The organism is Sorangium sp. So ce124, from assembly GCF_051525235.1.
GTDB classification, from domain to species: domain Bacteria; phylum Myxococcota_A; class Polyangia; order Polyangiales; family Polyangiaceae; genus Sorangium; species Sorangium atrum.
Genome location: NZ_CP150312.1, coordinates 5,847,216 through 5,871,584, shown reverse-complemented (window position 1 = coordinate 5,871,584; position 24,369 = coordinate 5,847,216). Strand labels below are relative to the sequence as shown.

The window sequence follows — 24,369 nt, the reverse complement described above, 5'->3', positions numbered from 1 at the left end:
GAGCGCGCCCTCGCCGCGGCGGACGCGCTGCAGCGATGCCTCTCCGCCGTTTGGTCCGCGATGGGCGGTGGGCTAAGGTCACGCCGTGCCTTGGCTTGCCGAGCTCGCCCTGCACCTCTGCCGCGCGCTGCACCTCCTGGTCCTGGCGGTCGCGCCCACGTGGCTCTCGCCTGAGCCGCTCCCGGCCGGCGCGCTCGCCCTCTCGGGAGCGCTCTCGGCGGCCGCGCTCGCCGCGGCGCTCGGCCTGTCGGCGTGGTTCGCCGCGCGGCTCGATACGCGGCTCGCCAGGAACGGCGCGGCGCTGCTGTGGATCGCGATCGCCACGTCGCTCGCGGCCACGCTCTACTACCGCGGGCCTCGCGCGCCGCTCGCGCAGGGGGTCGTGTTCGTCGCATTGCCCCTGTGGGCGGCGCTCGCGACGCTCGCCGCTGCCGCCGCGGAGCGCTGGCTCGGATCGAGCTTCAAGCACCGGCGCATGGGGGCCGCGATCGTCGTGATCGGCCTCGGCGTCGTCCAGCTGAACGGGGCAGCGCCCCTGCTCGGGTCGCGCGAGCGGATGTGGTGGGCGGCGCTGCGCCGCGACGGCGCACACCTGCGCGCGATCGACGAGCTCGCGAGGCCGCTCCGCGAGCGGCGCAAGCTCGACGATCTCGACGGCGTCGCGGCGCGCTGCCTGAGGATGCACCCCGCCGCCGCCGCGCCCGCCGCGCCCGCCACGTGTGCCTGCCTCGCGCTGCGCGCCGAGGCGAGGCTGCACGCCCGCAACGCTGGCGCCGCCCTCCGCGACGCGGAGTCCGCGCGCGAGCGGTGCCCGGAGCAGCGCAGCACGCGCGCGGTCCTGGCCGAGGCGCTCGCCGTCGCCGGCCGCCCCGAGCGCGCCGAGGCCGAGGCGCGGGCCGCGCTCGAGGAGGGCGGCGACCCGTCGCGGCTCCGCTATGCGCTCGCGCTCGCGCTCGAGCGCGCGGGTCGCCTGGCCGAGGCCAGGGCCGAGGCGGATCGCGCGATCGACGCCGGCGCTGGCCGGAAGGCGCAGCTCCTCGCGGGAGCGCTCGCGATCCTGGCCGGGGATCTCGACGGGGCGAAGGCGCGCCTCACGCCGCTCGCCGAGCAGGATCCCTCGGACGCCGAGGCGCTCTACAACCTCGCGCTCATCGCCGACAAGCGCGGCGACTACAACGGCGCACGTCAGGGCTACCTCGCCGCCCTGAAGGCCGATCCCAGGAGCGCCGATGCGCGCTACAACCTCGCGCTCCTGACGTTCCGCGCGGGCATCGTCGAGGAGTCGCGCCACCACGTCCGCAAGTTCCTCGACGCGTTCCCGGACGATCCGCGGGGCAGCCAGCTCGCGCAGACGACGGGCACGCCGCTCGGCAAGGCGGACAAGGCGGACAAGACGGACAAGACGGACACGACCAACGGCGCCACGCTTCCGGGCCGGCCCGGCGCGCGGCGGCCTCTGCAGGAGCCCGCCGCCGCGAGCTCGGGTTCTCGCTAGCCTCCGCCGCGAAGCGTCGTAAACGTCGCAAGCGGTGCAACTGATGCAACTGATGCAACTGATGCAAGCGTCGCAAGCGTCGCAAATGCAGGGCGCGCGCGGGGGATGGCGGCGCTTCTGCGCCATTTCGCGCTGTCGGCCCCAGCTCACTTTTGCACGGCGCGAACGTGACCCTGGACGACGACCTGTGTTATTCCAGAAGGTCTGGGAGGCTGCGTGACACCCGCCGCGGGGAACACCGTTGCCGATCGCTTTCGCCTGGTGCGTCCGCTCAGGCAAGGTGGGATGGGCTCGGTGTGGCTCGCCCAGCACCTCGGCCTCGACATCCCGTGCGCGATCAAGTTCATGAACGCGCAGGGCGTCTCGAAGGAGGTGCGGCACCGGTTCGAGCGCGAGGCGAAGGTCGCCGCGCAGATCCGCAGCCCGCACGTCGTGCAGATCCTCGACCACGGCGTCTGGCAGGGCACGCCGTACATCGCGATGGAGTACCTCGAGGGGGAAGACCTCGATACCCGCATCCAGCGCGTGGGGCGGCTCGACCCGCACGACACGATGGCGATCACGGCGCAGGTGGCGCGCGCGCTCACGAAGGCTCACGCGAGCGGCCTTGTCCATCGCGATCTCAAGCCGGCCAACATCTTCCTCGTCCGGGACGACGACAGGGAGATCGCCAAGGTGCTCGATTTCGGCATCGCGAAGGACAGCACGCATCAGGTCACCTCCACCACGAAGACCGGCTCGCTGCTCGGGACGCCCGCGTACATGAGCCCGGAGCAGGCGCAGGGCACCAAGAGCATCGATCACCGCTCGGACCTCTGGTCGCTCGCCGTCGTCGTGTTCGAGTGCCTCACCGGCAAGCTCCCGTTCAACAGCGAGGCGTTCGGCGATCTGCTCCTCAAGATCATGGTCAAGCCGCTGCCCGTGCCGTCGCAGCTCGCCCCCGTGCCGCCCGGCTTCGACGCCTGGTGGGCCCGCGCGGCGTCGCGCGAGCCGGAGGCGCGGTTCCAGAGCGCGAAGGAGTTCTGCGACGCGCTCGCGATAGCGCTCGACCTCGCGAGCGAGAGCTTCGAGCCCAGGACGAGCATCGTCGGCCCGTTCCGCGTGTCCGGCGAGCGCATCTCGGTGGAGCTCGGGTTCGCGCCACGATCGAGGGAGAGCGCGGCGCTCCCCGACGCGGGGCCCGACAGCGCGGCGCCTTCGTTCGGGGACGCGGTCACGCTGATCGCCTCGTCGGACGCCGAGGTCGCGCGGACCCCGGCCGGGTCCGGCGCGACGGTGGCCTCGCCAGGAGCCGCGGAGGCCGCGTCCGCGATGGCCGGCCGCCAGATGCGGTCGCACACCGCCAGCGCGCTGGTCTCGGTGGTGTCGACCCCGGTCCGGCGGCCTGTCGTCGGACGCGCGCTCGCCGCCGCGGCGGCCGGCGCGGTCGCTCTCGTGGCCGTCGCGTTCTTCGCCCTGCGCGGCGGGAGCCCTGACGCGACGGGGCAGCCGCTCGCGCAGCCGGCTCCCACGGCCTCGGTGTCCGATGCGCCGCGGCGGCCCGACGTCGTGGCGCCGGCCACGGTCTCCGCGCAGGCGCCGGAGCCGCCCCCCTCTGTGGCCCCGGCGGCCGCGGGCTCTGCGACGGCGCCCGCGGCGTCTACGCCGGCGTCCCCGGTCTCGGCGACGCCGGCGAGCGGCCCGCGTGCGCCAGCGGCTCAGCCCGCCCAGGCGAAGCCGCGCTCCCCCGCGCCGCCGGGGAGCGCGCGCCGCAAGCCGAAGCCGACGGACTTCGGCATCTGACGTTCACCCGCAGCACTTCGCACGGACCTCCTTCGTATGGCTCGTCGACTAGGGATCGCTTCCTTGCTGCTCGCCCTGACCTGCGCGCCCGCCGCGCTGGCGCAGGTCTCGGACGCCGATCGCGCGACCGCGCGCTCGCTCGCCGTGGAGGGGCAGGAGGCCCTCGAGCGAAAGGACTTCGCGGCCGCGCTCGATCGGTTCAGCCGCGCCGACGCCATCATCCACGCGCCGACGCTGCTGCTCGGCGTCGCCCGCGCCCAGGTGGGCGCGGGCCAGTGGATCGCGGCCCAGGAGTCGTACAGCCGCATCCTCCGCGAGGGAGCGCCGGAGAAGTCGCCCGAGCAGTTCTTCGAGGCGATCGCGGCCGCCCAGCGCGAGCTCGACGCGCTCGCGCCCCGGATCCCGCAGGTGCTCATCTCGGTGATCGGGCCGGACACCACCTCGGTCACGATCGACGACGCGCCGGTGCCGCGCGCCGCGCTCGGGGTCCGGCGGCCGGTCGATCCAGGCGACCACGTCGTCCGGGCGTCGGCCGCGGGGTTCGCTCCGATCGAGGTGAAGGTGACGCTCGCCGAGGGCGCCAGCGAGACCGTCGCGCTGGAGCTCAAGCCGGCCGCGCCGCCGCCTCCGGTCAAGCCGCATCTGTCTGTGGCGCCGCGTCCAGATCAGGGCGCTTCTGCTTCCGGTTCCGGCGGCAGCAGCCGCACGGTGCTGGCGGTCGCCGCGCTCGGGCTCGGCGGCGCCGGGCTCGCGGCCGGCGCTGTCGGCGGCGTGCTCGCGCTCAGCAAGCACGGCGATCTGTCGGAGCGCTGCCCCGGCGGCCGGTGCGACCCGTCGCTCAAGGGCGAGCTCGACAGCTACCACGCGATGGGCACCCTCTCGACGATCGGGTTCGCGATCGGCGCGGTGGGCGTCGGCGCGGGCACCGTCCTGCTGCTCACAGCGCCGAGATCGCCGCAGCGCGCCGGGATATCGATCACGCCCGTGATCGGGCTCGGCTCCGCGGGGGCGAAGGGGAGTTTCTGATGCGCCAGGCGTTCGGAATCGGCTCGATGCTCTGCGTTGCCATCATGACCGCCGCGGCATGCACCAGCGTGCTCGGGGACTTCACGGTGAGCGAAGCCAGCGCGAGCTCGGCCAGTGGAGGCGATGGGTGCGCGGCCGGCACGGCGGACTGCGACGGCAACCCCGACGACTGCGAGGTGAACCTGCTCGACGACCCGCAGAACTGCGGCGCTTGCGGCGCGGTGTGCCTGGACGGCGGGAGGTGCAGCGCGACCGGCTGCAGCGGGGTCACGGAGATCGCGCGCGGGTTTCCGACCATCGAGGCGCCGAACGCGAACCTGCTTACCGTCTACCAGGGCGAGGTCTACTGGACGGCGGGCGAAGGCACGGATGGCAGCGTGCAAAAAGTGTCGGTCCTCGGCGGAGCCGTCACGACGCTCGCCGTCGGCCAGAACGCTCCGTACGGGATCGCCGTCAACCAGCACGGCGTCTTCTGGTCCAACCTCAACGACAAGGACGTCTTGACGGTGGACCGCAACGGAGCACGCGCGCCAGAGGTGCTCTTCGACTCGGACTTCGCGACCCTCGGCGTGGCCGCGGACGAGGAAGCGGTGTTCTGGGCGCAGCGCGCGGCCGGCATCGGCACGCCGGGCGAGGGGAGCCTCATCGGCAAGATCACGATGCCCGACGCGGAGGTGGACGACGAGTTCCACGAGGACAACAACGTGTCGCCGCACCTCATCGCGATCGACCGAGAGCACGTGTACTGGGTCGATCGGAGCCTGCGCGGCTCGGTGAACCGGACGCAGCGGGCGACCGGCGACACGCAGCGACTGGCCAGGGAGCAGCTGTTTCCGTACGCGATCGCCGTGGACGACGACCACGTCTACTGGACCAACAGCCCGCGCGGGGATCACGCCGGCGAGCTGTCTGCCGTGATGAGGGCGCCAAAGGACGGCTCGGAGGACGCGGCGGCTGTCTGGACGGCCATCGAGGATGATGACGTGGCGCATGCGTCCCCCGACTGCATCGCCGTGGATGGGTTCGATGAGTTCGTCTACTGGACCGACCAGGGGTCACCCCGCGTGATGCGGAAGCGCAAGGACGGCACCGGCAGGGCGCGGCCGCTGTACGAGGGCGGCACGCCGCGCGGTATCGCGCTCGCCGGCGGGTTCGTCTTCTGGGCGGACGAGAACAGCGGCACGATACGCAAGCGGGCCCGCTGAGGGGCGGCTCCCATGCGCCCCGCGGCGCCGCGCACCGGCTCAGCGCGGCGCCGAGCGCGCCCGCTCAGCCCGCGGCGTCGCGCACCCGGTCGACATCGACGCCCAGCCGGCCGGACGTGTCGTCGGCGGCCGAGACGACGCGCGCACCCTGGATGATGTCGCGCGCCATGAGCTGCGTGGAGAGGATGGCGCAGAACGCCATGTCGTCGGTGTTGCTCATCGACTTGCCGCCGGTCTTGCGGCACTTCGCGACGAGCGCCGCGACGGGCTGCGCCTGCCAGATGCCGGCGTCCTTGATGGCGTCCGGCGACAGGCACGCCTCGACATAGTCCGGCGTCCCGCTCCCGAAGAACGGCTGCACCACGGGCGCGCGGTACGGCTGCTTCTTCCGCTCGAGGACGCCGGGCGGCAGGAGATCGCCCATCGCGCGCTTCAGCACGTGCTTCTCGTCGAGGGTGCGGAGCTTGAGCGCGTCCGGCAGCGCGTCCGCCACGTCCATCACGTTGGGATCGAGGAACGGGAAGCGCCCCTCGACCGAGTTCGCCATCATCATGCGCTCGCCTTGGGAGGAGAGCAGGTAGCCGGAGAGCAGCGTCGTGATCTCCAGGTACTGCGCGCGCGCGAGCGGCGTCCATCGCATGAAGTCGCGCGGCAGCTGCTCCCTCAGGCGATCGGCCGCGGCGGTGTCGCCGATGCCCTCGCGCATCGCGGGATCGAGCATCAGCTTGATGCGGCTCGTGGCGTCCCACCGCGGGCGGTGGGAGTAGAACGGGTCGTCCGTCTGCGCGAGGTTCCGCCCGAAGAAGGCCTTGGCCATCTCGACCTGCGCGACGGGCGACCGCTGCAGGTAGGGGTAGAGCCGGAGGAGGAGCTGCGGCCTGAGCTTGCTGTCCGGGTGGCGCGCCCAGAAGCGGCGTACCCGGTCCTCGCGGAAGATGTCGTAGCCGGCGAAGAACTCGTCGGCGCCCTCGCCCGTCAGCACCACGCGGTAGCCGCTCTGCCGGACGAGGCGCGCCAGGATGAACAGCGGGGCCGGCGCGGTGCGCAGCAGCGGGGCCTCGGCGTGGTAGACGACCTCCGGGAAGACGCCGGCGATGTCGGCGTCGCCGCACTGGATCGACGCGTGCGACGTGCCGAGGTGCGCGACGGCGGCGCGCTGGTACTCGGCCTCGTCGAACTCGCGCTCGGCGAACTCGACCGAGAACGTGCGCAGCGGCACCTCCCGGTTCGAGGCGATGAGCGCCGCGACGATCGTGGAGTCGAGCCCGCCGCTCAGGTAGCTGCCGACGGGGACGTCGGCGCGCAGGCGGATCGTCGAGCCGCCGCGGACCGCCTCGCGCACGCTGGACACGAGCCCGGCCTCGTCGCCGCCGGGCGCGCGCCCGACGGGGAACTCGGGGCGGAAGCGGACCGAGACGCGCGGCGCCACGTCGCGATCGAGATCGAGCGTCGCCACCGCGCCCGGCGGGATCTGCTGGATGCCCTCGTACGGCGTGAGCGGGGCGATCGGCGCCCAGAACGTCAGCGCCTCGTCGAGGCCCTCGCGCGAGATCGCGCGGGGGATGGTGGGGTCCTGGAAGAGCGACTTCACCTCGCTGGCGAACCGGAGGACGCCGCGGTGGACCGTCCAGAAGAGCGGGTTGATGCCGACGCGGTCGCGCGAGAAGAACGCGCGCCGCCGCTTGACGTCCCAGATGACGAACGCCCACTGGCCGTTCAGCCGATCGACCATGGCCTCGCCGTACTCGGCGTAGGCGTGGATCAGCGCCTCGGTGTCGCTCTTGGTCCGGAAGTGGTGGCCCTTCGCCGTGAGCTCCTCGCGGAGCTCGATGTAGTTGAAGATCTCGCCGTTGAAGCAGACCCAGAGCGTCTCGTCGGCGTTGGCCATCGGCTGCCAGCCGCCGTCGAGGTCGATGATCGACAGGCGCGAGTGGGCCAGCGCGACGTGGCGATCGCGGTAGATGCCGAAGCCGTCGGGGCCGCGGTGGCGGAGCGCCCGCGCCATCTTGAGGGCCAGCTCGCGGTCGGGGTTCGGCGCGTCGGTGCGTAGGTTGATGAGGCCGGCGATACCGCACATATCAGATGAGCTCGCTCTTCTTGACTTTGCCGCTCGCCGTCTTGGGGAGCGAATCCATGAACTCGACGAACTTGGGCACGGCGACCTCGTCGAGCTCGGACCGCACCTTCTTGCGGACGTCGTCGGCGGTCACCGCGGCGTCAGGGGCCTTCACGACGGCGGCCTTCACCGCGACCCCGAGCACCTGATCCGGCACGCCGACGACCGCCGCCTCGACGACGCCCGGGACCTTGCAGATCACGGACTCGACCTCGAGGGGGCTCACCTTCTCGCCGCGGGTCTTGATGATGTCGTCCTTGCGCGCGACGAAGTAGAGGTACCGGTCCTCGTCCATCTTGAAGAGGTCGCCGGTGTGGAGCACGACCTCCCCCGGGAGGGGCCCCGGCCGGAGCGCGCGGGCGGTCGCCTCGGGGTTCCTCCAGTAGCCGCGCATCACGTTCGGCCCGCGCACGACGAGCTCGCCCACCTCGCCCGGCTCCGCGTGCGCGCCGTCCTCCCGCTCGACCCAGAGCTCCTCGTTCGGCATCGCGATGCCCACGGAGGACGGCCGCTCGAGCGCCAGGGAGGGCGGCAGGTAGCAGACGCGGGTGCACTCGGTCTGGCCGTACATCGCGAAGAACGAGACGTTGGGCAGGAGCTCGCGGAGGCGCAGGAGCTGCGGCGCCGGGAGCCCGTACGCGGCGTTCGTCATGTACCGGAGCGCCGAGAGATCGGCCTTCGCGAAGTTCTTGAGCGAGAGCATCGACGCGAAGATCGTCGGCACGCCCGCGAAGCCGGTCGCCCGCTCCTCGGCCATCCGCTGGACGATGGGCCACGGCATGGAGAAGCCCTTCTCGAGCACGACGGTCCCGCCGAACGCGTGCGTCACGAGCAGCTGGAAGAGCCCGTAGGTGTGCGACAGGGGCAGCACGCAGAGGATCACGTCGTCCGCCGTCTGCTCGAGGTACGCGCCGATGGCCGCGGTGCTGTTGCGGAGGTTCTGGTGCGTCAGCATGACCCCCTTCGACTCGCCCGTGCTGCCGCTCGTCCAGCAGAGCGTCGCGAGATCGAGCTCGATCGCGCGGCGCGCAGGGGGCTCGCCGGGCGCGCCGGCCAGGGCCTCCTGAAAGTCGCGCCCGTCGGGCGGGGGCCCGGCCGCGGCCGGGGGAGCCGCGCCGCTCAGGAACGTCGCCGCCGGCCTCGCGCCGGGCGGGAGCTCGGCCACGGCGGCGAGGCCCTCGCGCATGCCGCGCGCCGCCACAAACACGCGGGGGGCGGCGAGCTCCATCACCTGACCGAGGCGCCGCGGTCGCATCGCGGTGCCGAGCAGCGACGGCACGCCGTCGGCCCGGAGCGCTCCGTAGTACGCGACGACCGCGTCCACGCCGTTGTCGAGCGCGACCATGACGCGATCGCCGCGCTGCACGCCCGCCTCGCGGAACAGGGCGGCGCAGCGATCGGCGAGCGCGTCGAGCTCCCGGTACGTGATCCGCCGTCCCTCGCAGACCAGCGCGACGTGGTCGGGGCGCGAGGCGGCGAACGATCGCAGCCCGGAGTCGATGAGAAAGCGATCCGAGCGCGGATCGCGACGAGCGGTCTGCTGCGTGCTCATGCGCCCCCCGGGGTTCGGGCTAGTTGCTGTTCTTCTTCCCGTTCACGTAGGTGACGAGCCTGGCGATCGAGCCGAAATTCTCCGGCACCATCTCCTCGTCGGCGACCTGGATGCCGAGGTCCTGCTCGAAGAACTGAACGATCTCGAGGACGGCCGTCGAGTCCAGGATCCCCTGATCGAGCAAAGCGACCTCGGACCCGAGATCGGCGGTAGCGCCCCGGTATCCGAACGAGGTGACCAGGAAGTTGCGAATCGTCGATTCGATGCTGGAAGTGCTCATGGAGGTAGTCTCAACGTCTATCACCCCCCCGGCTTTCGTGTCGAGAACACTCCGCGGAGCGACGGCCAACGCGCGGATCGCGGCAGGACGCAGCTTCCGTTGCGGTTGCGGTTCATCGCTCACGCTCGCGTCCGCGCTCGTTCGTGTGCGGCGTCCCCCGTGCCGTCCGCGTCCGAAGACCGCCGCCAGGGCACGCCGCTTAGGTGAGATTGGCGACTGACGATCTCGCTGCGAGCCCGTCCGTCACCGTCGTCAACGGGAGTGAATGTCAGCGCGGCTCCAAGCTGTTTCCGGCGGGTTTCACGCCAGGGGAACGGCGTACCAGGTTGAGAATGCCGTTGACAGCGGCGAGCGCGGTCCGACGGCGCGGCTCGTCAGGCGTGGCCCTGATCGCGGACGAGCATCGGCTGCGCGTGGAGGTACTGCGCTACCCGGCGCTTCGCTTCGATGTCCTTGAACACGCGCTCGACCTGCTGCGGCGTGATGCCGACGGCGGCCGCCGCGTCCGCGGCCGGGACGTTGTTGTTGTAGGCGTACAGGCAGAGGTCCATCTTGTCGTAGGGGAGCGCGAAGTAGAACTCGTCCTGCCCCTGCGGCATCGAGAACGTGTCCGTCGTCGGCGCGCGCCTGCGGATATCGGCAGGGACGCCGATGTACTCGGCGAGCGCGTAGACCTGGCTCTTGTACAGGTGCGCGATCGGCTTGAAGTCCGCGGCGCCGTCGCCCTGCTTGACGAAGAAGCCCTGATCGTACTCGAGCAGGTTCGGCGTGCCGGCGACGGCGTAATTGAGCCTGTCCGCGTGGTAGTACTCCATCATCTTGCGGATGCGCTGCTTGAAGTTCGTCGCGGCGACGAGCTGCAGGTACGCGTTCAGGGGGATCCGCTTCACGCGCGGCTCCTCGCCGGGCGGCTGCGCCGTCAGCTGCGAGACGTTCAGCCTGTCGCTCTCGAGGATCGAGGGGAGCGTGATCTTGAACTTCCAGCTCTCGTTGTAGTCCGGGTAGACCATCCGGATCGCCTCGTCCTGCCGCTCGTAGCAGCGGAGGCCGGTCAGCGCGGGCTTGATGTTCTCGATGACCGCCTCGATGCCGAGCCCCTCGGCGAGCAGCTTGCCGAGGCGGAGCGCGTCATCGGAGGTGTCGCGCTCGGGCATGAAGATGCCCAGCACCTTGTCCTTGCCGAGCGCGCGGACGCACAGCGTCGAGACGACGGAGCTGTCGATCCCGCCCGAGATCCCGACCACGGCCCCGCGCCGCCGCAGCGTACCGAACACCTGATCCCGGATGGCCTGCTCGATCTCTTGCGCTACTGCCGGAGCATCGATCCTGAGGACGTCTCGCGAAAACATGGTTGGCTCCACCCTTTCAAAAAGATGGACCAGCCTATTAAAACGGGGCGCAACAGGGAACCCTGTTCGCTGCAAGCGGGCATATGCCGCGGGGAGCCGCGCGCGGGGGCCGCGCCTTCCATCATGCTTCCGTGGGTTCCATGGGCCAGGGCGTCCGTCTGCCCCGGCCGCGCCGCCACGCCGCCACGCCCCGCTCGGGCGGCCGGGGCGGTCGTCAGGGCGCTGGCCGTGGCTCGCCGGTCGCGGAGAACTCGTTGGCCTCCGCGGCCAGGATCCAGAGCACGGCCATCCTGACCGCGACGCCGGCCTCGACCTGGTCGAGGATCACGCTCTGTGCGCCGTCCGCGACGCGCGGATCGATCTCGACGCCGCGGTTCATCGGCCCCGGGTGCATCACGATCGCGTCCGGCTTGGCGAGCGCGAGCCGGGCCGGGTTCAGGCCGAACGTGCGGCTGTACTCGCGCGTGCTGGGCAGGAAGCTGCCGCTCAGCCGCTCGCGCTGCACGCGCAGCATCATCACCACGTCGGCCCCCTCGAGGGCGGGCTCGATCCGGTCGTAGACGGTCGCGCCGAGCGACTCCCCCGCGATCGGAAGCAGCGTGCGCGGGCCGGCGAAGCGGACCCGCGCGCCCATCGTCGTGAGCAGGTGCGCGTTCGAGCGGGCCACGCGGCTGTGGACGATGTCGCCGCAGATGGCGACCTCCAGCCCTTCGAGTCGGCCCTTCGCGCGCCGGATCGTGAACGCGTCGAGCAGCGCCTGCGTCGGGTGCTCGTGCGTGCCGTCCCCCGCGTTGACGACCGCGGCGCGGGTGTGCGCGGCGACGTGGTGCGGCGCGCCCGACGCGGCGTGCCGGATGACCAGCACGTCCGGCTGCATCGCCTGGAGGTTCTGCACCGTGTCGAGCAGCGATTCCCCCTTGACCGCGCTCGACGTGGAGACGCTGATATTGATGACGTCGGCGCTGAGCCGCTTGCCCGCGAGCTCGAACGACGTCCGCGTGCGCGTCGACGGCTCGTAGAAGAGGTTCACGACCGTCTTGCCGCGGAGCGTGGGCACCTTGCGCACGCTCCGCCGGGAGACGTCGAAGAGCGACTCGGCGGCGTCCAGGAGGGCCACGATCTCGGTACGCGAGAGACCCTCGATGCCGAGCAGGTGTCGGTGCGGGTAGATCCTCCTCATGCGCTGGCTTACGTTCCTTCCGGTGGCGGGGGGGGCTCCGAGAGCTTTGTGCCGGCGGCGGTGACGAGAGCCCAGAGCTCGCCCGCGCGCTCCACGACGTCGACGCGCTGCCCGGGGGCGAGCTCGACCGCGCGGACGACGTAGTCGGGGTGAATCGGCAATTCCCTGCCGCCGCGATCGACGAGCGCGACGAGCTCGATCCGCTGCGGTCGCCCGTAGTCGAGCACGGCGTCGAGCGCCGCGCGGATGGTGCGACCGGTGTAGACCACGTCGTCGATCAGCACGATGCGCCGGCCGTCGACGGGGAAGGAGATGTGGCTTGGGCCGATGCGCGGGTTCGGCAGGGCGGTCGCGGCGTCGTCGCGGTAGAGCGTGATGTCGACGGCGCCGACCGGCGGCGCGTGCCCCTCGATCTCGAGGAGCAGCGCGGCCAGCCGCTTGGCCAGCGGCTCACCGCCCCGTCGGATCCCGATGAGCGCCAGATCTTCTATGCCGCGGCCGCGCTCGGCGATCTGGAGCGCGACGCGCCGCAGGCCGCGCCCGATGGCGGCCGGGTCGAGCAGAGCTTCCATGGCGCGGCGAGGGCTAGCACGGCGAGCGCCCTGCACCCAAGGGCCGCGTGCGCCGCCCGCTGGATCGCCCGCGCGCCCGAGGGAGCGCGCGCCTTCCGGTCGCGCTGAGGGAGGAGGAGCGTCCTCGGCGCGGCGTCGCGGCAGCGGCGCGGAGGCGTGGGCCGACTCAGTCGGGCTGGTGCAGCACCCGCTGGGTGCGCTCGACGAAGTAGAACCGCTCGAAGCCCGCGCGCTGGAACGTGAGCGCGCCGAACCCGTTGACGGCGATCGCGGCCGCCCCGAGGGCGTAGAACGGCACGCCGAAGCGGCGGCCGGAGACGGCGATCATGGCGAAGAGAAACGGGGCGAAATCGTTGGAGAAGCGGTAGCCGAACTGGAGCCAGCCGGTGTTCTGGTAGAGGAGGCTCGGCAGCGCGACCGCGGATACCGTGGCGGCGAGCGCCCAGAACGGGGGCGGCGTGCGCCGGGGCCAGAGGGCCCACGCATAGATCGGCGTGGTCACCCAGAGCGCGAGCCCGTGAGCGTTGATCTGGAAGGGGGCGCCCTGCACGTGGGTGTACGGCAGGCCGGTGAGCACCACCGCGAGGTTGCGCGGCAGGTAGTGGTACGAGAAGAGCCCCCACTTCTCGATCCGCGCGCGCCACGCGATGTGGAGGTACCGGTGGCCGAACTCGACAGCGTCGCCGAAGCGCGCGTGGTTGTGCCAGAGCAGCGCCGAGAGCACGAGCGCCGCCGGCGCGGCGAACAGGGCGAGCCGGCGCAAGAGGGCGCGCGGGTCCGAGCGGTCCACGCGGAGCGCCTCGAACAGGAACAGCGGCAGGGCGAATCCGAGCGGCGTACGGGTCGCGAAGCCGAGGCCCAGGGCGAGCCCCGCCGCGAGCGGATGGGCGGCTTCGAGCGCGCAGTAGAGGTAGACGCACGCCAGCGCGACGCCGACGACGTGGGCGGCGAACCACACCGTCCCTTGCACCGCGCTGAACCAGTAGACGCTCCCGAGCGCGAAGAGCAGCGAGAGCGCGACGTTCTCTGCCTGCGCGCGGTGGCTGCGGCGTGAGGCCGAGAGCTTCTCCAGCGCGAGGAAGAGCACAGCCGGCCCGATGCCGGCGAACGCCAGGAAGAACTGCCCGTCGCGCACGCGCTCGGCGCCGCCGGCGAGCTTGACGAGCGGCGCGATGAGGACCGCGGGGAAGGGGGGGAAGCTGACGTAGTAGCGGTCGCCGAACACGGCGAAGTCGTTGCCGCCCGCGTGCGCCGGCGGCGGTCCGCCGAGATCGAGGCGGCCGTGGAGCCACGCCTCCGCGAGCAGCGCGTAGTGGTTGTAGGGCGTGTGGGCGCCGAAGATCTCGCGGGAGGAGCTCGCGGCGTACGCGAGCGTCACGAGCGCATAGAGGGCGATCGCAATCGCCGCGCGGCGGCCTGCTCGCCGTGCTTCCCCTGAAGGTTCCGGCCGCCGATCGGCGGCGCCCGGCGGCGGCGGGGGCCTGGCCTCGGGCGTGGCGCTGCGGTCCATGCGCGGGCGACGCTACCATGCAGCCCGATGTGACGGCGGCTGCGGGTCGTTCTTGCGAGCCAACGCACCCCGCGCTAAACGCTCCGCTTTCACTGGACCGGAACCCATGTCCCAGTTTGCCGTCTCCGCCAACGACATCGACATCTCCGGTATTTCACTGGACCTGCCGCTGCCGCTCGACTGGATGAACGCGACGCTCGCTGACTCCGACGTCACCGGGCGCGCGCCAGGCCACATCACGGCCCGCCTCTCGCGGACGGGGAACGAGATCGTCGTGCGCGGCCGCGTCAAGGCGCCCGTCGCCACGCCCTGCGCGCGGTGCCTTGCCCCTGCTGCGCTGGACATCGACGCCGAGCTCTCGCTCCTCTTGCGTCCTGCCCCGAAGGCGGACGGCCACGGGCACGGGCACGGCCACCACCGGCGGGACGACGCCGCCCGCAACGGCGCGGCGAAGGCGGGGGCCAGCAAGGTCAAGGAGCCGGAGTACGAGTTCACCTCGGAAGAGGCCGACGTCGACACGTACGACGGCGAGACGGTCGAGCTCGATCCGTTCATCCGCGAGGCCATTCTCCTCGAGATGCCGAACTTCCCCTTGTGCTCGGAGGCTTGCCCGGGTATCGGTCCTGCCGCGTCCCGAGAGGACCGCGAAGGCGGCTCCTCGGCCCTCGTCCGCGGGGTGGCGGAGGAGGATGAGGCCGCTCCAGGCCTCGACCCGCGGCTCGCGCCGCTCAGCGCGCTCCGAGAGAAGCTTGGACAGAAGCCCAGCGGCTCTGACAGGCGCGCAGAACCTGCATCGACCCCCCCGGCCAAGGCCGGGACACCGAAGAAGAAGACCAAGAAGGAGTAGTTCCGTGGCCGTCCCCAAGAGGAAAACCACCCCCAGCAAGCGCGACATGCGGCGCGCCAACCACGACAAGGTGACCCCCGTCCAGCTCGTCTCTTGCGAGAACTGCGGGGAAGCCCGGCTCCCGCACCGCGCCTGTGGCGCCTGCGGGCACTACAACGGGCGCAAGGCGAAGGCGACCAAGGCGACCGCGGCCTCATGACGGGCGCGGGTGCGCCGGCGCGCGCGAACGCTGCGCCCGCGCACCTGGGCGCGGCGCCGGCTCGCGCGGATGCGCGAGGGGCCGTCGCATGAGCTCCACGCAGCCGAGGAGCCGCATCCTCGGGACGGGCAGCTACGCGCCCGCCCGAGTCCTTCACAACACCGATCTCGAGAAGATCGTCGACACCTCCGACAGCTGGATCAGCGAGCGAACGGGGATCCGTCGGCGCCATGTCGCTGCCGAGGGAGAGCTCACGAGCGACATGGCCGCCGCGGCTGGCCGCTCTGCTCTGGACGCCGCCGGGCTCTCGGCGGCCGATCTCGACATGATCATCGTCGGGACGATCAGCGGCGACACCCCGATGCCCTCCTGCGCCGTGTACGTGCAGCAGAAGCTCGGCGCTCAGGAGATCCCCGCGTTCGACATCTCGGCGGCCTGCGCCGGCTTCGTCTACGGCCTCACGATCGCCGATCAGTTCATCGCGAACGGCGTGGCCCGGCACGTCCTCGTGATCGGCGTCGAGCTGCTCTCGCGCATCCTGAACTGGAAGGATCGCACGACGTGCGTCCTGTTCGGCGACGGCGCGGGCGCGGTCGTGCTCGGGCCTGCGTCGGGCGACGGCAGGGGCATCATCTCGACCCGGATCTTCAGCGACGGCGTGCTCGCGAACTCGCTGGTCATCCCGGGCGGCGGCACGGCCGAGCCGCTGACGGCCGAGGGCATCGAGCAGAGCCGCAACAAGGTCCACATGGTGGGGCAGGACATCTTCAAGGTCGCCGTGAAGAACCTGTCCAGCGCATCGCTGATCGCGCTCGACACGGCGGGCATGGCGGCTGCGGACCTGGACTGGGTCGTCGCCCATCAGGCGAACCTGCGGATCATCAGCCAGGTCGCCGCGCGGCTCAACCTCCCCCTGGAGAGGTTCGTGCTCAACATCGAGGAGTACGGCAACACGTCGAGCGCATCGATCCCCATCGCCCTCGACGAGGCGGTCCGCGATGGACGCATCAAGCCGGGGCAAAACGTCCTGTTCTGCGCGCTCGGCGCTGGCATCTCCTGGGGCGCGTCCGTCATCCGGATGTGAACGGGCCCATGCGCGTGTGCCTGCGTCGGGGTCGGGGTCTACGCGTGGCGGTCGAGCTCGCCGGGCGATCCAGCCTGAGGTAGTCTCGCGCGCGCCGGCCGCATGACGTGGTTCGGGGGACGGACGGCGTCCGCCTCCCTGGCTTGGAATTGAGGGCAAACGTGAAAATCGCTTGGCTGTTTCCAGGGCAAGGGGCGCAGGAGGTGGGGATGGGCAAGGCCCTCGCGGAGGCCTCGGCGGCCGCGCGCGGCGCGTTCGCGCGGGCGGACGCAGCGCTCGGCGAGCCGATCTCGCGGCTCTGCTTCGAGGGGCCGATGGAGGCGCTGACGCAGACGAGCAACACCCAGCCCGCCATCGTCGCGACGAGCTGCGCCGTGGCCGCGGCCCTCATCGAGCACCTGCCCAACCTCGAGCCGCCGCTGTACGCGGCCGGCCACTCGCTCGGCGAGTACAGCGCGCTGGTCGCCGCCGGCGCGCTCGAGATCGAGGATGCGGTGCGGCTCTGCCGGATCCGGGGCAGCGCCATGCAGGAGGCCGTGCCGGCGGGCGAGGGGGCGATGGCGGCGCTCATCGCGCTCGACCAGGAGGTGGTGCTCGCGATCTGCGCCGAGGCGGCGCAAGGCGAGGTGGTCGCCCCGGCGAACTACAACGGGCCGGGGCAGATCGTGATCGCCGGGCACGCCGGCGCGGTCGCGCGCGCGGGCGAGCTCGCCGTCGCCCGCGGCGGCAAGGCCATCCCGCTCAAGGTGAGCGCCCCCTTCCACTGCGCGCTGATGCGACCCGCGGCGGAACGCCTGCGTCCCGAGCTCGAGCGCACCCAGCTGATGCCGCTCGCCTTCCCCGTGATCGCGAACGTCGACGCCACGCCGAACGCCGATCCGGAGCGGGTACGGTCGCTCCTCCTGCGCCAGATCGATGGAACCGTGCAGTGGATGCGGACGATCGAGCGCATGGCGGAGGACGGCGTGACGCACGCCCTCGAGATCGGCCCTGGCAAGGTGCTCGCCGGGTTGGTGAAGCGGATCACGAAGCAGATCAAGGTGCTCAGCGTGAGCGACATGGCGGGGATTGAGCGCGTGAACGCGTTCCTTTCGGAGGCATAGGCATCGATGTTCGACCTTACGGGCAAAGTTGCGATCGTCACGGGTGGATCGCGAGGAATCGGGCGCGCCGCGTCGGAGGCCCTCGCGGCGCAGGGCGCGCACGTCATCGTCAACTACGTGCGCGGAGAAGCCGAGGCGCGCGCGGTCGTCGAGGCGATCACCGCGCGCGGCGGCAAGGCCGAGGCGCTCGGCTTCGACGTCGCGAACCTGCAGGCGACCGAGGCCGCCATCGCCGAGGCGGCGAAGCGCCTTGGCCGGCTCGACATCCTCGTCGCGAATGCGGGGATTGCGATCGACGGGCTGCTCTTGCGGATCAAGGAGGAAGACCTCGATCGCCTCTTCGCCGTGAACGTGAAGGGCTCGATCGCGTCCGCGCGCGCCGCGACCAAGGTCATGATGCGCGCGCGCACGGGCCGCATCGTGTTCCTCTCCAGCGTTGTGGCGGAGATGGGCAACGTGGGCCAGGCGGCCTATGCCGCGACGAAGGCGGCCCTCCTCGGCGTGACGAAGTCGCTCGCCCGCGAGTACGCGGGGCGCGGCATCACGGTCAACGCTGTGGCGCCCGGGTTCATCGACACCGACATGACGACGACGATCACCGCGGAGATGAAAGAGGGGTTGACGAAGATGGTCCCGCTCGGGCGCACGGGCCGAGCGGAGGAGGTCGCCGCGGCGATCGCATTCCTATGCTCCGACGAGGCGAGCTACGTGACGGGCGAGACGCTGCGCGTCAACGGCGGAATGTACGTGTGAGAGCGCTGGCTTGAGGACCCCGTCTGCCAGGCGTCACGCACAGCGGCAAACCAGGCGCACACGAAAAAAGCGGTCGCAGGTAATTCGATGGTGCAACGCTGATGGCGATGGGCTACTAGGGGTTCCGTTTTCCCGGGAGGAATACCATGGCTGAAGGTCGCGACATCACGGCCGAAGTAAAGCGGATCATCAAGGAACAGCTCGACGTCGACGAGAAGGACATCAAGCCTGAGGCGAGTTTCATCGACGATCTGGGCGCCGATTCGCTGGGCCTGGTGGAGCTTGTCCTCGCGTTCGAGGAGGCGTTCGAGATCGACATTCCGGACGAGGACACGGAGAAGATCCGGACTGTCCAGGACGCGATTGACTACATCGAAAGGAATGCCAAGGACAAGAAGTAGCGTCCCCACCGCCCTACCGGACGCGGCGTCACCATGGAGGTGGGTTGGCGCGTGAGCCAGCGAAGGGTCTGCTCTTCGCCGATGCACGCGCTCTCGCCTCTGTGGTGGCGCTAGGGCAAGAAGAGCCATGGAACGCGTTGTCATCACCGGCATCGGGCTCGCTACGCCCAACGGCCTCGGGACGCAGGCCACCTGGCAATCTTTGCTGGCTGGTCAGTCGGGTATCGCACCCATCACCCTCTTCGACGCGAGCACGTTTCCCACGCGCTTCGCCGGCGAGGTGAAGGGCTTCGTGCCCGAGGAGTACATCCCCAAGAAGAAGGTGAAGGAGATGGGCCGCTTCGCCCAGCTCTCCGTCGCCGCATCGCAGATGTGCATGCAGGACTCGGGGATCGAGCTCACCGACGAGGACCGCGATCAGTGCGGCACGTTCATCGGTGTCGGCCTCGGGGGCCTCGAGTACCTGTTCCAGCACTCGATCACGCTGCACGAGAAGGGGCCTCACAAGGTCAGCCCCTACTTCATCCCGACGGTCATCGCCAACCTCGCCGCGGGGCAGGTGGCGCTGTCGCTCGACCTGCGGGGCGCGAGCTACTGCAACACGAGCGCGTGCTCGTCGAGCGCGCACTCGCTCGGAGAGGCGTTCGAGTGGATCCGCCGAGGTCGCTCGCACATCATGCTCACGGGCGGCGCGGAGGCGACGATCACCGGCCTTGGCATCGGCGGCTTCTGCGCGATGTTCGCCCTCTCTAGGCGCAACGACGAGCCGCAGCGGGCGAGCCGCCCCTGGGACAAGGGACGCGATGGTTTCGTCTGCTCCGAGGGCGCCGGGTCGCTGCTGCTCGAGTCGCTCTCCCATGCGAAGAAGCGGGGCGCGAAGATCTACGCAGAGGTCGTCGGGTACGGCGCCTCGTGCGACGCGTACCACATCACGAAGCCGGCGCCCGACGGCGCCGGGGCGCAGCGAGCGATGAAGATGGCGCTCGACGACGCCAAGCTCGCGCCGGACGCGATCGACTACATCAACGCTCACGGCACCTCGACCCCGCAGGGGGACATCGAGGAGACCCGGGCGATCCTCAAGACGTTCGGCGATCACGCGGCGTCGAAGCGCCTCTGGGTGAGCTCGACGAAATCCGCGATGGGCCACCTGCTCGGGGGCGCAGGTGGGGTCGAAGCGGCGGTCTGCGCTCTCGCGCTGCGCCACGGCGCCGTGCCGCCGACGCTCAACCTGGACGATCCCGACCCCGAGTGCACCCTCGACTACGTGCCGTTCACCTCTCGCGAGCGCCGCCTGAAGCATGTGATGTCGAATTCGTTCGGGTTCGGTGGCACCAACGTGTCGCTCGTGTTCTCCCAGTTCGACGGCTGATCGCGCGCCGCGCTGGATGACTCGATGAAGTGCCCATTTTGCGGCCATCTCGAGGACCGGGTCATCGACTCCCGCGCTGGCGGCGCGGGTGAGGTGATCCGGCGTCGGCGCGAGTGCGCCTCGTGCGAGCGCCGGTTCACGACGTACGAGCGCGTCGAGGACATCCTGCCGACGGTCGTCAAGAAGGACGGTCGGCGCGAGTCGTTCGACCGACAGAAGCTCGTGCGAGGGCTGCGGATCGCGTGCAACAAGCGGCCCGTGTCCACCGACCAGATCGAGGCCATCGCCGACGCGATCGAGCGCGAGGCGCAGGAGTCCGAGCGGCGGGAGATCTTGTCGACCGAGCTGGGCGAACGGGTCATGAACCACCTGCGTACCCTCGATGAGGTCGCCTATGTCCGGTTCGCAAGTGTTTATCGTTCCTTTCGGGACATTGACCAGTTCATGGTCGAGCTTGGCAAGCTTGTGAAGGCCAAGGCGCCCTAGTAGATCCGGCACTTCGATGTCTGCGAAGCCCCCCAGCCCCGATCCCGAGCTCGACGTCGCGATGATGCGCCTCGCCATCGAGGAGGCGCACAAGGCGATGCCGTCGCCGAACCCCCCGGTCGGCGCGGTGGTGCTGAACGCCGCGGGGGAGGTCGTCGCCGTCGCGCACCACGCGCGCGCGGGCGAGGACCACGCGGAGGGGCTGGCGCTCGCGGCCGCCGGCGACGCGGCGCGCGGCGGGACGCTCTACGTGACGCTGGAGCCCTGCAATCACGAGGGGCGCACGCCGCCCTGCGTGGATGCGGTGCTGAGCGCCGGCATCAAGCGCGTCGTGGTCGGCGCGCCCGATCCGAACCCTGCGGTGGTCGGCGGCGGGGCGCAGCGGCTCAGCGACGCCGGCCTCGCCGTGGAGATCGGCGTGGCCGGCGCCGAGGCTCGCGCGCTGATCGCGCCCTGGACCAAGTTCATCACGACGGGCATCCCCCACATCGCGCTCAAGCTCGCCCTGTCGCTGGACGGTCGCATCGCGACCCGCACGGGCGCCTCGAAGTGGGTCACCGGCCCCGAGGCGCGCGCCAAGGTCCAGGAGCTCCGCTCGCGCCACGACGCGGTCGCGATCGGGATCGGCACGGCGCTCGCCGACGACCCTCGGCTCACCCTGCGCGAGCCTGCGCTCGCGCCCGGGGGGCGGAGCCCCATCCGGCTCGTCTTCGACACGCGGCTCAGGCTGCCGCTCCACACGCGCCTCGCCCAGACGGCGCGGGAGGTGCCGACCTGGGTGCTCACGGGCGCCGACGCGCCCGAGGAGGCGGAGCAGGTGCTCGTCGACGCTGGCTGCGTCGTCCTGCGTGCGCCAACCTCGGCGGAGGGCCGGGTCGACGTGACCGCCGCGATGCGCCTCTGCGCCTCGCAGGGGATCGTCTCCATCCTGGTCGAGGGAGGCGCCGAGCTCGCCGGCAGCCTGCTCGCGTCGCGCCTGCCCGACGAGCTGCACGCCTTCGTCGCTCCGATCCTGCTCGGCCCCCGCGGCCGACCGGGCGCCGTCGACTGGGCCGGCCCGGACACGCCAGGCGACGCGCCCCGGATCGTCGATCCTCGCTGGGAGCTCTGCGGCCGCGACGCATACGTCAACGGCCCGCTCGCCTTCCCAGCGCGCAGCTGAGCGCGGGGCGCCCGGGCCGGTCAGCTCGCGGCCTCTGCGCCGCGCTTCTGCATCTTCCGCTGGACGATGCGCTTCTTGAGCGTGCCCATCCGGTCGATCATCAGCACGCCGTCGAGGTGGTCGAGCTCATGCTGGATGGCCACGGCGAGCAGGCCGTCGGCCGCGATCTCGAACGTCGCCCCGTCGCGGCCGCGGGCGCGGACGGTGACGCGCTCGGCTCGCTTGATGTCCTCGCTGATGCCAGGGAACGAGAGGCACCCTTCGGGGCCGGTCAGCTGCCCCTCTTGGCGCACGATCTCCGGGTTGATGAACACGAGGAGGTTGCTCGGCTCGTTGTCTGCGGCGATGTCAACGAGGAAGACGCGGTGTGGCTCCCCGATCTGCGTGGCCGCAAGGCCGACGCCGGGCGCCGCGTACATGGTCTCGGCCATGTCGTCGATAAGCTTCGTGATTTCGGGCGTGATGTCCCCGACCGGCTGTGCCTTCTGGCGCAGGCGCGGGTCGGGATAGTGGAGGATGGTGCGGATGGCCATGGCTACTGAGCATCATAACCTCCGTTCCTAGCTGGCGCCCGTCAAGACGCTCTCATCTCGCGGGTTCCGCGTGCTCTGCGTGCTTCGCGTCGGCCGCCGTTTGTACGGCCAGCCGCTAGCGATTTCGTCGGAACGAGGTCGACGTATCGACGCTGAGCCCGCGGGACTGAAGATCTTCCACGATGTCCGGCACCAGCCCGGAGGGGTGAAACGTCCCCTCGAGCGCGCCGCCGGCGGCCGTCCGCTCGACCACGAACGTGAAGACGTCGCGAATGGCGATCTGCCCGCCCTCCACCGCGAGCTCCGCGATGCGGAGCACCCGGTGGCGACCGTCGCGGAGCAGCGCGATCTCGATCGCGAGGTCGAAGGACGAGGCCAGCCACTCGCGCGCCGTCTCCGGCGTGATCCCGGGGCGGGTCGCGGCGATGTCGGCGGGGAGCCTCGTCACTGCCTGCCGCAGCGTCGGCGCCCGCGAGGCCGCGAGCACGCCGTCCATGCCGCCGCCGATGGCGTCCACGATTTCGGCCGCGACGTGGCCCGAGAACGAGCTCACGACGACCCGCTCCGGCCGGATCCGTACGGCCGCCCGCACGGCCCGGGTGCGTTCGTCCGTCGTGGCGCCGAGCGCGATGGACAGCGTGTTCGGCTGATCGAGGGCGAGCTCGTCCTCCTCCTGGAGCACCACGAACCGGTCGTCGGGCTGCGCCGCGGCAGCGAGCGCGCCGAGCAGCCAGCCCGTCCCGGCGTCCCGCGTCCCGGTGACGAGGAGGTTGCCGCGACCGAGCACGCACTGGGCGAGCAGCCCGGCCATCGCGCGCGAGATCGTCCCGTTGCGCACCAGGTCGTCCAGCGTGACGTCGGGGCGCTGCGGCTTCCGGATCACCAGGGTGGAGCTCGCGGCCGGCGGCAGCACGGCGAACAGCCGGCGCCCCTTCGGCAGGGTCCGCTCGATGAAGCTCGCGCCCGCCTCGATCGGCTGGCCGGCCGTCATGCAGAGCCGGCGGATGGCCCGGCCGACCGCGCGCTCGCTGCTGAACCCGACCTCCGCGATGACGCGCCGGCGCCCGTGCATCGCGATCACGTGGTCGTAGCGGAACACCTGGATCTCGCTCACCTCGGCGTCTTCGAGCAAGCGGTCGAGCGGACCGAGCGTGAAGAGCTCCCGCTGCGCGTCGGCCAGGAGCGCCTCGACGTCGAGCTCGGGGGGGAGCTCGCCCGCCGCGCGCAGCGCCTCCGCGCCCGCGGAGATCGCCTGCGTGATGCGCGGGGCGAGCGCGCTGTCCGGCGGGGCGCCGCCGTCGAGCGCCGCGAGGTCGACCACGTCGGCGAGCCGCTCCATGAGGCGCCCGAGCGCCCGGCGGTGCGCCACGGCTTGCGCCGAGTCCCCCTGTCCCCGGTCGACCCGATCCGAGACGGGCGGGATGGCTCGCCGGCTCGGGATGGGGACCACGCTGGGGTGGACGGCGACGTTCGAGGCGCCCTGCGGCGACACCGCGGCGGTGCTCGTTGCGCTCTGCGCCGGCAGCGGGGTCGCTGTCGCGTACGGGCGCGGCGCCTGTGGGGGCGGGATGGCGGCGTTGACGGCGCGGCCGTCGCGCGCCGGCGGGGCGTTGGTCGCCGCCGGGTGCGCAGGCAGCGACGGGATGGACGCGCCGCTCGGCGAGAGGGGCGGGCGAGGCGAGGGGATGCGCGGCGGACCGGGGACGGGGATGGCCGCGGCCGCGTCGACCGACTCGTCCGGATCGTTCTCGAGGGGGAAGTGGCTGATCACGCCCTGGCTGGTGCGCGACGGCTCGCCCCTCTCGTTGATCAGCGGCAGCGGCGCCGACCGGTGCAGCCCCTTCTCGGCGGACGGCGGCGGCCCGCGATCGGGCAGAGGTCCCGGCTCTCCGGACATCTCTTCCGGCGCGCGCGGGGGCGCCGTGCTGTCCGGAGGGGCCGTCCCGGCCGCCGCCGTCTCGATCCGCAGCACGAAGTCGCCGATGTAGATCTTGTCGCCTTCGCGGACGATCGTCGCCTGAGCGATCTTCCGGCCGTTGACGTACGTGCCGTTCGTGCTCTTGAGATCGGTGACGATGAAGCGCCCGTCGCGGAAGAGCAGCCGAGCGTGCCGCTTCGACACGTTGCCCTTCGGCAGCATCAGGTCGTTGCCCTGCACGCGGCCGACGTTGATCTCTGTCCGGTCGAAGGTTTCGCGGCGCTCCGCGCCCCCCTTCTCGCTGATGATCACCGAGAACATCTCGTCGCCTCGCGGGGCCAGGGCGGAGGTGAGACCCGATGCCCTCGCCACGCCATACGAGCAAGCTCGAACAGACATGTCAACGAGGTGCCTTCGATTCCTGCTCCCGGGCGGCGAGCGGGC

22 protein-coding genes are annotated in these 24,369 nt (G+C 71.4%); 13 read left to right on the top strand and 9 right to left on the bottom strand.

All coding sequences use genetic code 11. The features are described 5' to 3' along the window. The first annotated feature begins 85 nt into the window (after window positions 1-85). From WMF19_RS22005 to WMF19_RS21990, 4 genes are all read left to right on the top strand, one after another. Window positions 86-1,495, top strand: a complete 1,410-nt coding sequence (locus WMF19_RS22005; protein ID WP_437900872.1) for a tetratricopeptide repeat protein — start codon at window positions 86-88, stop codon at window positions 1,493-1,495. A 216-nt stretch (window positions 1,496-1,711) separates the two neighbouring features. Further along, a complete protein-coding gene (locus tag WMF19_RS22000) occupies window positions 1,712-3,277 on the top strand; it encodes a protein kinase domain-containing protein (protein WP_437900871.1) in 1,566 nt (521 codons plus the stop codon). A 63-nt stretch (window positions 3,278-3,340) separates the two neighbouring features. Next, window positions 3,341-4,303: a hypothetical protein gene (locus WMF19_RS21995; protein WP_437900870.1), complete on the top strand. Its 963-nt coding sequence runs from the start codon at window positions 3,341-3,343 to the stop codon at window positions 4,301-4,303. After that, window positions 4,303-5,508 (top strand): lipoprotein receptor, encoded by a 1,206-nt coding sequence (locus WMF19_RS21990; protein WP_437900869.1) that lies wholly within the window; start codon window positions 4,303-4,305, stop codon window positions 5,506-5,508. Before WMF19_RS21995 ends, WMF19_RS21990 begins: the two co-directional genes overlap by 1 nt. A 64-nt stretch (window positions 5,509-5,572) precedes the next feature. On the opposite strand, the gene asnB is transcribed toward WMF19_RS21990, so the two are convergent. The 7 genes from asnB to WMF19_RS21955 all read right to left on the bottom strand — a co-directional run bounded on the left by asnB (window position 5,573) and on the right by WMF19_RS21955 (window position 14,067). Next, a complete protein-coding gene (gene asnB / locus WMF19_RS21985) occupies window positions 5,573-7,585 on the bottom strand; it encodes an asparagine synthase (glutamine-hydrolyzing) (RefSeq protein ID WP_437900868.1) in 2,013 nt (670 codons plus the stop codon). 1 nt (window position 7,586) lies between these two features. Further along, window positions 7,587-9,176 (bottom strand): class I adenylate-forming enzyme family protein, encoded by a 1,590-nt coding sequence (locus WMF19_RS21980; RefSeq protein ID WP_437900867.1) that lies wholly within the window; start codon window positions 9,174-9,176, stop codon window positions 7,587-7,589. Window positions 9,177-9,195: 19 nt separating this feature from the next. After that, window positions 9,196-9,456 (bottom strand): acyl carrier protein, encoded by a 261-nt coding sequence (locus WMF19_RS21975; RefSeq protein ID WP_437594054.1) that lies wholly within the window; start codon window positions 9,454-9,456, stop codon window positions 9,196-9,198. A gap of 374 nt (window positions 9,457-9,830) precedes the next feature. Next, window positions 9,831-10,805, bottom strand: coding sequence for an NAD(+) synthase (gene nadE / locus WMF19_RS21970; RefSeq protein ID WP_437330508.1), 975 nt, complete (start codon window positions 10,803-10,805; stop codon window positions 9,831-9,833). A gap of 214 nt (window positions 10,806-11,019) precedes the next feature. After that, window positions 11,020-11,985 (bottom strand): aspartate carbamoyltransferase catalytic subunit, encoded by a 966-nt coding sequence (locus WMF19_RS21965; RefSeq protein WP_272099608.1) that lies wholly within the window; start codon window positions 11,983-11,985, stop codon window positions 11,020-11,022. An 8-nt stretch (window positions 11,986-11,993) separates the two neighbouring features. Further along, window positions 11,994-12,557, bottom strand: a complete 564-nt coding sequence (pyrR, locus tag WMF19_RS21960; RefSeq protein ID WP_437900866.1) for a bifunctional pyr operon transcriptional regulator/uracil phosphoribosyltransferase PyrR — start codon at window positions 12,555-12,557, stop codon at window positions 11,994-11,996. A gap of 166 nt (window positions 12,558-12,723) precedes the next feature. Beyond that, window positions 12,724-14,067 carry a hypothetical protein gene (locus tag WMF19_RS21955; protein ID WP_437900865.1) on the bottom strand — a complete coding sequence of 448 codons (1,344 nt, stop codon included), beginning with the start codon at window positions 14,065-14,067 and terminating at the stop codon, window positions 12,724-12,726. Window positions 14,068-14,173: 106 nt separating this feature from the next. On the opposite strand from WMF19_RS21955, the gene WMF19_RS21950 reads away from it, so the two are divergent. The 9 genes from WMF19_RS21950 to ribD all read left to right on the top strand — a co-directional run bounded on the left by WMF19_RS21950 (window position 14,174) and on the right by ribD (window position 21,474). Then, the gene (locus tag WMF19_RS21950; RefSeq protein WP_437900864.1) at window positions 14,174-14,914 is read left to right on the top strand and encodes a YceD family protein; all 741 of its coding nucleotides are present in this window, start codon (window positions 14,174-14,176) and stop codon (window positions 14,912-14,914) included. A gap of 4 nt (window positions 14,915-14,918) precedes the next feature. Next, window positions 14,919-15,113, top strand: a complete 195-nt coding sequence (gene rpmF, locus WMF19_RS21945) for a 50S ribosomal protein L32 (RefSeq protein WP_012236448.1) — start codon at window positions 14,919-14,921, stop codon at window positions 15,111-15,113. Between the two features lie 88 nt (window positions 15,114-15,201). Further along, window positions 15,202-16,197 (top strand): beta-ketoacyl-ACP synthase III, encoded by a 996-nt coding sequence (locus WMF19_RS21940; protein WP_437330504.1) that lies wholly within the window; start codon window positions 15,202-15,204, stop codon window positions 16,195-16,197. A 161-nt stretch (window positions 16,198-16,358) separates the two neighbouring features. Then, complete coding sequence (gene fabD, locus WMF19_RS21935; RefSeq protein WP_437900863.1) at window positions 16,359-17,300, top strand: ACP S-malonyltransferase; 942 nt, start codon at window positions 16,359-16,361, stop codon at window positions 17,298-17,300. Between the two features lie 6 nt (window positions 17,301-17,306). Next, the gene (locus WMF19_RS21930; RefSeq protein WP_437900862.1) at window positions 17,307-18,053 is read left to right on the top strand and encodes a 3-oxoacyl-ACP reductase family protein; all 747 of its coding nucleotides are present in this window, start codon (window positions 17,307-17,309) and stop codon (window positions 18,051-18,053) included. 146 nt (window positions 18,054-18,199) lie between these two features. Beyond that, the gene (gene acpP, locus WMF19_RS21925; protein WP_012236444.1) at window positions 18,200-18,454 is read left to right on the top strand and encodes an acyl carrier protein; all 255 of its coding nucleotides are present in this window, start codon (window positions 18,200-18,202) and stop codon (window positions 18,452-18,454) included. Window positions 18,455-18,581: 127 nt separating this feature from the next. Then, on the top strand, window positions 18,582-19,826 hold the full coding sequence (gene fabF, locus WMF19_RS21920) for a beta-ketoacyl-ACP synthase II (RefSeq protein WP_272099595.1): 1,245 nt from the start codon (window positions 18,582-18,584) through the stop codon (window positions 19,824-19,826). A 24-nt stretch (window positions 19,827-19,850) separates the two neighbouring features. Next, a complete protein-coding gene (gene nrdR / locus WMF19_RS21915; protein WP_012236442.1) occupies window positions 19,851-20,312 on the top strand; it encodes a transcriptional regulator NrdR in 462 nt (153 codons plus the stop codon). Window positions 20,313-20,328: 16 nt separating this feature from the next. After that, complete coding sequence (gene ribD / locus WMF19_RS21910) at window positions 20,329-21,474, top strand: bifunctional diaminohydroxyphosphoribosylaminopyrimidine deaminase/5-amino-6-(5-phosphoribosylamino)uracil reductase RibD (RefSeq protein ID WP_437330500.1); 1,146 nt, start codon at window positions 20,329-20,331, stop codon at window positions 21,472-21,474. 20 nt (window positions 21,475-21,494) lie between these two features. Here ribD and def read toward each other — a convergent pair whose 3' ends face one another. After that, entirely contained in the window at window positions 21,495-22,007 is a 513-nt protein-coding gene (gene def, locus WMF19_RS21905) for a peptide deformylase (protein ID WP_437300843.1), read from the bottom strand. A 115-nt stretch (window positions 22,008-22,122) separates the two neighbouring features. After that, complete coding sequence (locus WMF19_RS21900; RefSeq protein ID WP_437900861.1) at window positions 22,123-24,246, bottom strand: ATPase, T2SS/T4P/T4SS family; 2,124 nt, start codon at window positions 24,244-24,246, stop codon at window positions 22,123-22,125. Window positions 24,247-24,369 lie beyond the last annotated feature (123 nt).